This window comes from Nonlabens dokdonensis (genome assembly GCF_002162835.1).
In the GTDB taxonomy this organism is placed as follows: domain Bacteria; phylum Bacteroidota; class Bacteroidia; order Flavobacteriales; family Flavobacteriaceae; genus Nonlabens; species Nonlabens dokdonensis_B.
Genome location: NZ_MAAX01000164.1, coordinates 16,623 through 27,204, shown reverse-complemented (window position 1 = coordinate 27,204; position 10,582 = coordinate 16,623). Strand labels below are relative to the sequence as shown.

Below are 10,582 nucleotides of genomic sequence, written 5' to 3'. Positions count from 1 at the left end.
GATTACTCAAGAAAAAACTTCGACAAATATAAAATTAGATCGAATTGAGGACGCTATTGAAGATATAAAAAATGGTAAAGTAATCATTGTCGTAGATGATGAAAATCGCGAGAACGAAGGAGATTTTCTTGCCAGTGCACAATCTGCCACTCCAGAAATGATCAACTTTATGGCCACCCATGGTCGTGGTTTAATTTGTGCTCCTCTCACTCAATCAAGGGCTAAAGAATTAGAACTAGCCATGATGGTTAACAATAATTCAGATCCTATGGAGACAGCATTTACTGTCTCTATAGATTTACGAGGTCATGGAGTAACTACAGGAATTAGTGCAAGCGATAGAGCCAAAACTATCCAAGCAATGATACATCCAGATACACAGCCACACGATTTTAGCAAGCCAGGACATATTTTCCCGCTTAAGGCTAAAGATGGTGGTGTATTACGTAGAACTGGTCATACTGAAGCTGCTATAGACTTCGCACGATTAGCTGGTCATGAGCCTGCAGGAGTAATCGTTGAGATCATGAATGAAGATGGGACGATGGCAAGGCTTCCTCAACTAGTAGAAGTGGCAAAACAACATGATCTTAAACTAGTTTCTATTGAAGATCTAGTAGCTTATCGTATGAAAAACGATAGCCTTATAGTAAAGAAGGAAGACTTTATGCTTAAAACTCGTTTCGGTAGTTACCGTTTAAGAGCATATCAACAAACTACTAACGATCAAATTCACATCGCGCTTACATTAGGAGACTGGACTAGTGAGGACACTGTACTTACTCGTATGAATTCTACCCAAGTAAATAATGACCTCTTCTCTACTCTTACCAGTAATGCAGATAGAAAGATAGATGCCATGTTTGATTTATTAAATAAAGAAGGTAAAGGAGCCATCGTATTTATTAATCAGCAGTTTGAACCAGAAAATATGCTGGGAAGATTAGAGCAACTTAAGGACCTTCAAGAAAATGGTGTCGTAAAAGCTCCTAGACGTAATCTGGATAATAAGGATTATGGAATAGGCGCTCAAATTTTACATGATTTAAACATCACTAAGTTGAAGTTAATGACTAACTCTGAGCAAAGCAAACGAATAGGGATGATAGGCTATGGCCTTGAAATTGTAGAAACTATTTCTTATTAATAAAGTGATCTCGCTTTCGCGAAAGCGGAACTTCCATTATGATATTTAAAAAAATTACAGAGCAAGATTCTCGTTACAATGATTTAGAAAAAATGACTTCTAAAGAATTGTTAGACAGCATCAATAAAGAAGATCAAACGGTAGCTGTTGCTGTAGAAAAGGTACTTCCTGCTATTGAACAACTGGTAACTGTAATAGTTGATAAAATGAAATCTGGTGGCCGTTTATTTTATATTGGCGCTGGAACTAGTGGACGATTAGGGATTCTAGACGCTAGTGAATGTCCACCTACTTTTGGTGTGAGTGATGATAAAATAATAGGTATCATCGCTGGTGGAGATACCGCGATAAGAAAGGCCGTTGAAAATGCCGAGGATGATGCAAATCAAGCTTTTAAAGACCTTAATAAACACCTAATTACTCCTAAAGATGTAGTGATAGGTATCGCTGCAAGTGGCACTACGCCATACGTCATAGGCGGATTAAAAACCTGTAATGAAAATGGAATTGCTACAGGATGTATTACTTGTAATCCAGATAGTCCACTAGATAAGGTCGCTGCTTATCCTATTGCAGTAGTGGTAGGACCAGAATTTGTTACAGGCAGTAGCCGAATGAAGGCTGGTACTGCTCAAAAAATGATTCTTAACATGATAAGTACAAGTGTTATGATTCAATTAGGTCATGTGAAGGATAATAAAATGGTAGATATGCAGTTAAGTAATGACAAGCTTGTAGACCGCGGTACTCGCATGATTATGGAAGCTACAGGAACTGATTATGAACTAGCTAAACGTTTATTAATGGATCATGGCAGTGTAAGAAATGCTATTTCTAATCATGGAATTTGCTAACGATGAAACAAAAATCAACAGATCGTGATGTATTAGTAAAAGGAATTCAAAGACTTGCGTTGAGTGTTTTGTTTTTATTTGCTGGTCCTATCTTGATTTACATAGGAGCAGGATCTGATCATCCTATCATATTTTTAATGCCTGGAATCGCATTTGCCATTCTTGCAGTTGTGTTTATTTTTCAAGGAATCAATTTGATTCTTGATTCTATGTTTAAATCTAATAAAACCAGATAATGAATAAGTTGCTTTTCCTTTTCTTGTTAATTGTTGCTAGTTGTAAAACACCTACTTCTAATGAAAAAGACATAAGAAACTCATCAAATAATGAAGAAGAAGCCACAGCGATTACCTTAAAGGGAACAGTTTCTAACCATAATGGTATGAGCGGTGATATCAATATCATGGGATATTTTGTGCAACCTGAATTTTATGGAGCACTGGATGCAGATGGAAGTTTTGAAATTAGATTGCCAGAAGATTTTGATAAAATCACTACAAAGGCTTTTAACGCTTACAATTCCTCTGATGAGGCAGATTATCAATTAAATTATAACACTGCACTAGAAAGTTTCCCTAACACAGCAAATGTATCCTTCATAGGAAAAGAATCGAGACTTGCCTATGTAGGTAAGTTCTATAGGTTTGAAGTCATTACTGGAGATACAAGTGCATATTTATATCCAGCTTCTAGTGAGAATTTTGTAAAATACGTAGTAGGCACAAAAGATGCAGTACCTGAAACTGGTTTTAATTACTATTATATTTATGCCAAAGAACCATTTTCTATAAATGGAAGTACAACTTATAACAACCTTTTTGAAGATGGTACTGAAGAAGTCTATACCAGAACTGATCATTATGATTTAGACATTAAAAAAGGATGGAATGTACTGCGCTATGAGATCAAACAATTAGAAGAAAGTAGTATTGGAACTCAAGAAATTGAAGAATCTACTGTTTCAAATGTTGCTATTAATAGTATTCCCGAATCTTGGTATATGAGTGCTTTATAAATATCAGTATATAAAACACATTTTCTTTAACTAAATAAAATTCAATATTTGAAATATAGATGTTTCATTTTTTCATTTCTTTTTACTTGTCTGGCTTTTAGTCAGGATCAAGTACAAGATTCATTGATTCAAATTACTGCTGGATTTCAACAAATAGATGAAGATCAGTATCCTGATGCTATTATTTATTCTGGTACTAGCAGTAAGCAAGTTTATGTGCAACATAAAGGAATCAAAATGTGGTGTGATAATGCGGTCTTTTATCGTAATGAAAATTTTGTTAGGACTTTTGGTAATGTACGCATGAATCAAGGCGATACCATAAGAATGAGTTCTAAATATGCCGAGTATAATGGTAAGACAAAATTTGCTTTTGCCAGTGGTGATGTAGATATGAAGAATCCAAGTACGACACTTAAAACCGACTCCTTGTTCTTTGATAGAGTAAAGCATCAAGCGTATTACAGAAGTGGTGGAACAGTACAAGATACAGCAAGCACTCTTAAAAGCCGAATAGGGCGCTACTTTATGGCTGAGAAACGCTATCAATTTCTAGATAAGGTTACCGTTACAAATCCAGAATACACTATTGATAGCGACCACCTAAATTTTTATACTGAGAATGGACATGCTTATCTATATGGACCATCGACAATTAAAAGTGAGACAAGCACCGTTTACTGTGAACGAGGATTTTACGACACCAGAGCTGACGAAGGCTATTTCATTAAAAATTCAAGAATAGATTATAACAATAGAACTGTAACTGGAGATAGCTTGTATTTTAATAGAGGTAATTCATTTGCGAGTGCTACAAATAATATAGTGGTCACTGACACCATAAATAAATCTATCATTAAAGGTCATTATGCAGAAGTCTATCGGGCAAAAGATTCTGTTTTTATCACTAAAAGAGCTGTTGCTATATCGATTCAAGATCAAGATAGCGTATATATACACGCAGATAAGTTAATGGTTACTGGTCCTGAAGATGATAGAATCGTGGGAGGTTTCTATGATGTACGACTATTTAAAAGTGATTTGAGCGGCAAATGTGATTCTATATATACTAGACAAAGCACAGGACTCACTAAAATGATTACTAAACCTATTCTATGGAGTGGTAAAAGTCAAATGACTGGTGATAGCATTCATATCCAAAGTAACGTAGAAACTGAAAAACTAGATAGTCTTCATGTGTTTTACAATGCATTTATTGTGGATCAAGATACCAGCGGAGGTTTCAACCAGATAAAGGGTAAAGAACTAATAGGAAAATTTGATGATGCAAATCAGTTAGAAATAGTAAACATCAATAAAAACGTAGAAAATTTAATCTATTCTCGTAACGATGCTCAAGAATTAGTAGGTATTAATAAAGGAACTAGCGGAAGAATGGAAATATTATTTGAAGATAAAGAAATGAGCATCATCACAAATTATGATAATCCTGAAGATGTTACTTATCCTCCAGATGAATTACCAGAAAATGCTCGGACTTTAAGAGGTATGGTATGGCGCGGCGATGAAATGATTTTAACTAAAGAAGATTTATTTAAAGGTAAGCCTGTTCCAGTATTAACACCCATAAAAGGAATTCCTTTACCTCAATTAGAAGATGATTTCTTTGATCAGAAAGCAAGTGAAAACGTTAACAAAAACTCTAGATTAACAAAAGAAGACTTTAAAACCAGAACAAAAGATATTCCTAAAACGACAAGCAAAACAAAAGATGACAAAAAGTGATTTCTTCCATTATCAAGCGCAAACAACGCCATTTGCGCCAGGTATAGAAATAGAACGCGCATCTGGTAATTACATTTATGATACTGCTGGAAATAAGTACCTTGATATGGTGGCTGGTGTAAGCGCATTGCCATTAGGCCATTGTAATCCAGCAGTCACGAAAGCCATTAAAGATCAAGTAGATCAATACATGCACGTCATGGTTTATGGTGAATACACACAACAACCTGCCGTTGAGTTATGTAAAAAGTTAGCCTCACTCCTGCCCGATCCTCTAGAAACCACTTATTTAGTTAACAGTGGTACCGAGGCTATGGAAGCCGCTATCAAACTAGCAAGACGTGTTACTGGCAATAGTGAAATTATAGCCATGAAAAAGGCCTATCACGGTAATACCATGGGATCACTTAGTTTAATGGATTATGAAGAGCGCAAAGCACCTTTTAGACCATTATTACCCAGTATATCACATATAAAATTCAATTGCCTTCAAGACTTAAAATTAATTACTGAAAAGACTGCTGGAGTAGTGATCGAGAGTATTCAAGGTGGTGCCGGATTTATAGTACCTAGTAAGCAATGGATGCAAGAATTAAGAAAACGATGTACCCTAACTAACACGTTATTGATCGTAGATGAGATTCAGCCCGGAATAGGTCGTACGGGAACCATGTTCTACTTTACCCAGCACAACATTGTTCCAGACATGGTAGTTACTGGTAAAGGTCTTGCTGGTGGATTGCCCATAGGCGCATTAACCACTAGTAAAGCACATATGAGCCACTTTAAACAACAACCTATGTTAGGTCATATAACAACTTTTGGTGGTCATCCTGTAGTAGCAGCTGCAGCCTTAGCAACACTTCATGAGATTGAAGAAGGCAAGTATATGGATAAGATGTTAGAAAAGGAGTTACGCTTTCGCGAAAGCTTACAACACAAAAACATCAAAGAAATTAGAGGCAAAGGACTTATGCTAGCAGCTATCTTACCAGACGATAGATTTACGGCAGAGATTGTAGACGAATGCCGTAAAAGAGGAGTAATTTTCTTTTTACTTTTATTTGAAAAAAGAGCCATAAGAATTACACCGCCGTATACAATCACAACTTCAGAAATTGATCATGCTTGTAAAATATTGCATGAGGTAATTGAAGTTTTCTACAAAAATTAATCTAAAAAATCACCTGTTTATAAGTTGTTGACAAGAGATTTGCAGAATTTGCATATCCCTACACAAAAAAAAAGAACTTAGTAAAACAAGAATTTTTAATATTCTATGTATGCAATTTGATTTAAATAATGATGGAGAATTGAGTATTCAAAAATTTGAACTCATGTTAAAATCTAATGAGGTAGGATTCTTTGATAGCGATGAGTTTGATCAAATCATAGAACACTATCTCGATGAAGGAAAAATAGCACTGGCACGTAAAGCCATAGGGCTAGGAATTTCTCAACATCCCACATCAGTTAATTTAAAATTGTACCGTGCAGAGATGTTCATATTTGATAATCAATTTGATCAAGCAGAAAGTGTTCTCAATGAGCTGTTTGAAATTGAACCTAACAATGCTGAAATATATATTCAAAAAGCAAACATTTTTTCCAAAACAGATAGACATCAAAAATCCATAGAAGTATTGAAGAGAGCACTAGAACTCACTCATGATCAAGCAGATGTATATAATCTTATAGGTATGGAATTCTTATTTATAGAAGATTATTCAAATGCCAAAGTAAATTTCATGAAGTGTCTTGAACTAGATGAAACAGATTACTCTGCTCTTTACAACGTCATTTACTGTTTTGATTTTCTAAATGAACACCAACAAGCTGTTGATTATTTAAATCTATTTCTAGATAAGAATCCATATAGTGAAGTAGCGTGGCATCAAGTAGGAAAACAATATTTTGACTTAAAAATGTTTGAGAAAGCATTAGCTGCTTTTGAATTTGCAATCATTTCAGATGATCATTTCATAGGCGCCTACTTAGAGAAAGGTAAAGTTCTTGAGAAATTAGGAAGATATAATGAAGCTATAGAAAATTATCAAATTACTTTAAAACTAGACGATCCTACCTCTTTTGCCTACTTGAGGTTAGGAAAGTGTTTTGAAAAATTGGGCCTTGATGACAATGCGATCAAATACTTTAAACAGTGTATTAAGGAAGATCCATTATTAGATAAGGGGTGGCTTTCTATTGTGAATTATTATCTAACTAGACTAGATTACCAAAATGCACTATCATTCATAGAAAAAGCTACTGAAATAGATGCAGATAACGCTTTGTACTGGAAAAAATATGCTACAATTAATAAACAACTAAACTTTATTGAAGAAGCTGAATATGGTTACCGTAGAGCCATTGAACTAGGAAATTATGAACTAAGTACATGGATAGAACGTTGTGATGTTCTAATCCAATTAGGCGAGATAGAAGCTGCGATATTAAATGTAGAAAACGGATTAGAATTTTATCCACAAAACGTAGACTTAGAATATCGATTAGCAGGTCTTTATTTTAAAAGAGGCGAATTAATCAAGGGAAAGTTTCATTTACAAAACGCTTTAAAAAGAGATTCACAATCTATAACTATTATAGAAGATATATTTCCTGGGGAATATCTGAATAAGGATGTTCAAGATCTTTTAAAAAAATAAAATATGTTTTTCTTCAGTAAGTCAGTTTATTTAATCGATTTCTTAGACGGTATCACTGATATACATAACCATATACTTCCTGGAATTGATGATGGTTCACCTGATATAGATACAACCATAGAAATGATAAGAGCCATGAAGGCTTTAGGACTTCGTAATTGTATTGCTACACCACATACTATGGAAGATTATTATGGAAATGATAAACATAAAATTGAGTCCGTTTTCAAGATAACAACTAAAGAATTACAACCGACTGACGGTCGTGACTTTATCATATCTGCAGCTTCAGAATATATGATGGATAGTAAATTTCAAGACATCATAGATAATGAGGAATTTTTATGCATTCATAAGAATTACCTTTTAACAGAATTATCTTACTTCCAGCGTCCCGATAATCTAGAAGAATTGGTTTTCAATATGAGTCAGAAAGGTCTCATTCCCATATTAGCACACCCAGAAAGATATCGTTATATAAAATCCTTAGAATCTTTTAGAGATTTGAAAAATAGAGGTTTTGAATTACAGCTCAATTTACTTTCGCTATCGACTCATTATGGTGATCAAGCTTTTAAAAAATCAAAGCTGTTACTTGAAAACGATATGTATGAGTGTTTAGGAACCGATGCTCATAAAATTTCTCATTTAGAAAAAATCAAAGAAATTAAAATAAAAGAAAAAATATCAGGTCAAATAAAAAAGCTTGTGGAAAACCACAAGCTTAGATTTAATTTATAGTTATTAATCTCGATTATCTACCAAATTTAGATTTTAAGGTAGACCATAATGTTTTCTTATCTTCACCGTAGACATAACCATACTTATTACCATAACCAAAGTTAGCTAGTTTCACATTGTTTACAACAACCGCTACGTTGGTTAACTTACCAGCATCAATCGTATCAGAAACAAATTCTAGTAAAGATTTATCTGTATAATTAGCTCTTGTTACATAAGTTGTAACATCGGCATATTTATTTATTAATAATGTATCTGTAACTAATATAGTCGGAGCACTATCAATGATTACTAAATCGTAATTTGCTTTTGCTTCTTCAAATAATTGTTTTGTTCTGTCCTGCATCCATAGTTCCGCAGGATTTGGAGGTATCGCACCTGAAAGGAGAATGTCAAGGTTATCATTTTTAGAAGAATGAATTACTAAATCATCGAGAGTAAGATCATTATTAACCAGGTACTCTGTCACCCCTTTAGTACGTTTAGATGCACTACTAGAAGAATATCGATGAAGTTGAGGGTTTCTAATATCGCCACCAATCAATAGTACTTTCTTACCGGAATATGCAAATGTATTAGCAGTATTATAAGATACAAGTGTCTTACCTTCTCCTTTTACTGTCGAGGTAACAAGGATAATTTTAGTATCATTATGATTAACTGCATTAAGTTTATACTGCAAATTAGTTCGAATGATTCTAAAAGATTCCGCCAGAACAGATCGGTCATTAGGTTCTATATAATCTAGAGAATCACTGTCTAATTTAGGAACCTCACCTAAAATACTCAACGCCGGTAATAATTGCTGGATATCTTTTCTTGATTCAATTTTATTGTAAAGAATCGATTTTGAGTATATAAAAACAAACGGTATAATCAAACCTAAAAATAAACAACCTAAATATACAAGCTTTGGTTTCGGAGATACTGGTTCATTTTTAACTAAAGCAAAATCAACAATTTTAGCTTTAGGAGCGGTCACTGCCAACGATATAGCAGTAGTCTCCTTTTTCTCATTAAGTAACAAATATATCGCTTCAATTACCAAACGATCCCTTTCAATATCGCGGTTCACGCGCTCATTTTCAGGAATTTTGGATATTTTACCACTGACAGAATTAAGTTCTTTCTCTAAACTGTTTTTCTTTAAGTTAAGAGATGTTATTATATTATCTAATGATAATAAAATTGATTCTTTCAAAGTCCTAATCTGACTTAACAGTGTAATCAAAATAGGGTTATCATTAGTTGCATTCCTGCTATACTCTTTGTATCGCTGTACTAATAGATTATAGCTAGTACTACTTTCTTGAATATTTAAATTATCTAGCCCAACGTTTTCAGGTATTAATTCGTGACGATCTTTATTAAGTTGAGATTTTAAACTTTTAGCAATTTCTAATTGAGTTTCAGCGACTATAACCTCTCGGTTGATATCAAGTTTTGATTCTAAATTTATCCCAGCTTCTGTGACTATATCCGTTAAATTTTCTACTGTTTTAAATTTTTGAATGCCACGCTCTAAGCTATCTAAATCTTTTCGAACCGAATTAAGCCTTTCTTCAATAAATTGAGAAGTATTCTGAGCTACCTCATTTTTATCTTTAATAGCATCCTGATTAAAAACATTAATTAAGGTATTCAAAATATCCTGTGCACGTCTTTTAATAGTGTCCTCAAGTTTTAACTCTAATACGCTTCCTCTCTTATCAGACTTAGTTATTGATAATCTCGTTAGTATAGATTTAGTAGATTGACTGATAGGGCTAACACTTATATACAGTTCATCCCAATTAAAATCACTGTTTAAACTTTTATTTTTTCCTTGTAATGTTTTATCTAATTCATTAGGTAAAATTAGCATTTTAATATCAGAATAATTAAAAAGCTTTCCATAGTCCTTAACACCCAGCATCTCACCATCAGTTGAAAATAATTTGAACTGCTGATTATCAATATTTGAAATTTTGAATTTGATACTCTTTTTAAGAGTATGTCCTATGGAGTCTGTCAACAAAGTAAGCTTGATTGGACTATTGTTATAGATTTGCGATGATTTAATATTCCCAATTTTAGAATACGTTATATTTAAATCTAATAATTCTACTACTTCATTCATCAGTTTATGAGATTTCAAAACTTCTATCTCATTTTCAACTGTATTGAATGAATTTCCTAGTACGTCAATGTCTCCCAATGCCGCCAATTCCGAAAAACCTCCTCCACCTTGGGTATCTTTAATTAATATTTTGGCAGTTGCTTCAAATTTTGGTGTTGAATATCTCAGAAATAAGAATCCACATAAAAGCATCAACAAAACACTTATAATAAACCAAGGCCACTTGTTTAAATAGTGAACAACTTGATCTTTAAAATTTTGGTTTTGATCAGAATTATAAGAAGAGTTATCCAT

9 protein-coding genes are annotated in these 10,582 nt (G+C 33.5%); 8 read left to right on the top strand and 1 reads right to left on the bottom strand.

Translation table 11 applies throughout. The features are described 5' to 3' along the window. Position 1: 1 nt before the first annotated feature. From ribB to A9Q93_RS10700, 8 genes are all read left to right on the top strand, one after another. A complete protein-coding gene (gene ribB, locus A9Q93_RS10735) occupies positions 2-1,147 on the top strand; it encodes a 3,4-dihydroxy-2-butanone-4-phosphate synthase (RefSeq protein WP_303687401.1) in 1,146 nt (381 codons plus the stop codon). A 38-nt stretch (positions 1,148-1,185) separates the two neighbouring features. Further along, entirely contained in the window at positions 1,186-2,001 is an 816-nt protein-coding gene (murQ, locus tag A9Q93_RS10730; protein WP_303687400.1) for an N-acetylmuramic acid 6-phosphate etherase, read from the top strand. A 2-nt stretch (positions 2,002-2,003) separates the two neighbouring features. Further along, positions 2,004-2,237, top strand: coding sequence for a DUF6095 family protein (locus A9Q93_RS10725; RefSeq protein WP_303687399.1), 234 nt, complete (start codon positions 2,004-2,006; stop codon positions 2,235-2,237). Continuing rightward, positions 2,237-3,016, top strand: a complete 780-nt coding sequence (locus tag A9Q93_RS10720; protein WP_303687398.1) for a hypothetical protein — start codon at positions 2,237-2,239, stop codon at positions 3,014-3,016. The genes A9Q93_RS10725 and A9Q93_RS10720 overlap by 1 nt, the downstream gene beginning before the upstream one ends. Positions 3,017-3,064: 48 nt before the next feature. Next, positions 3,065-4,762, top strand: a complete 1,698-nt coding sequence (locus tag A9Q93_RS10715) for an OstA-like protein (protein WP_303687397.1) — start codon at positions 3,065-3,067, stop codon at positions 4,760-4,762. After that, positions 4,749-5,936, top strand: coding sequence for an aspartate aminotransferase family protein (locus A9Q93_RS10710; RefSeq protein ID WP_303687396.1), 1,188 nt, complete (start codon positions 4,749-4,751; stop codon positions 5,934-5,936). The genes A9Q93_RS10715 and A9Q93_RS10710 overlap by 14 nt, the downstream gene beginning before the upstream one ends. A gap of 109 nt (positions 5,937-6,045) precedes the next feature. Beyond that, on the top strand, positions 6,046-7,428 hold the full coding sequence (locus A9Q93_RS10705; protein ID WP_303687395.1) for a tetratricopeptide repeat protein: 1,383 nt from the start codon (positions 6,046-6,048) through the stop codon (positions 7,426-7,428). A 3-nt stretch (positions 7,429-7,431) separates the two neighbouring features. Then, positions 7,432-8,169, top strand: coding sequence for a tyrosine-protein phosphatase (locus A9Q93_RS10700; RefSeq protein ID WP_303687394.1), 738 nt, complete (start codon positions 7,432-7,434; stop codon positions 8,167-8,169). A gap of 13 nt (positions 8,170-8,182) precedes the next feature. Here A9Q93_RS10700 and A9Q93_RS10695 read toward each other — a convergent pair whose 3' ends face one another. Beyond that, complete coding sequence (locus A9Q93_RS10695) at positions 8,183-10,582, bottom strand: polysaccharide biosynthesis tyrosine autokinase (protein WP_303687393.1); 2,400 nt, start codon at positions 10,580-10,582, stop codon at positions 8,183-8,185.

What these genes read in the sequence shown, in the direction of transcription:
- murQ (WP_303687400.1), top strand. Translation starts at nt 1,186, where the DNA reads ATGATATTTAAAAAAATTACAGAGCAAGATTCTCGTTACAATGATTTA.
- A9Q93_RS10725 (WP_303687399.1), top strand. Translation starts at nt 2,004, where the DNA reads ATGAAACAAAAATCAACAGATCGTGATGTATTAGTAAAAGGAATTCAA.
- A9Q93_RS10720 (WP_303687398.1), top strand. Translation starts at nt 2,237, where the DNA reads ATGAATAAGTTGCTTTTCCTTTTCTTGTTAATTGTTGCTAGTTGTAAA.
- A9Q93_RS10710 (WP_303687396.1), top strand. Translation starts at nt 4,749, where the DNA reads ATGACAAAAAGTGATTTCTTCCATTATCAAGCGCAAACAACGCCATTT.
- A9Q93_RS10705 (WP_303687395.1), top strand. Translation starts at nt 6,046, where the DNA reads ATGCAATTTGATTTAAATAATGATGGAGAATTGAGTATTCAAAAATTT.
- A9Q93_RS10700 (WP_303687394.1), top strand. Translation starts at nt 7,432, where the DNA reads ATGTTTTTCTTCAGTAAGTCAGTTTATTTAATCGATTTCTTAGACGGT.
- A9Q93_RS10695 (WP_303687393.1), bottom strand. Translation starts at nt 10,582, where the DNA reads ATGGATAACTCTTCTTATAATTCTGATCAAAACCAAAATTTTAAAGAT.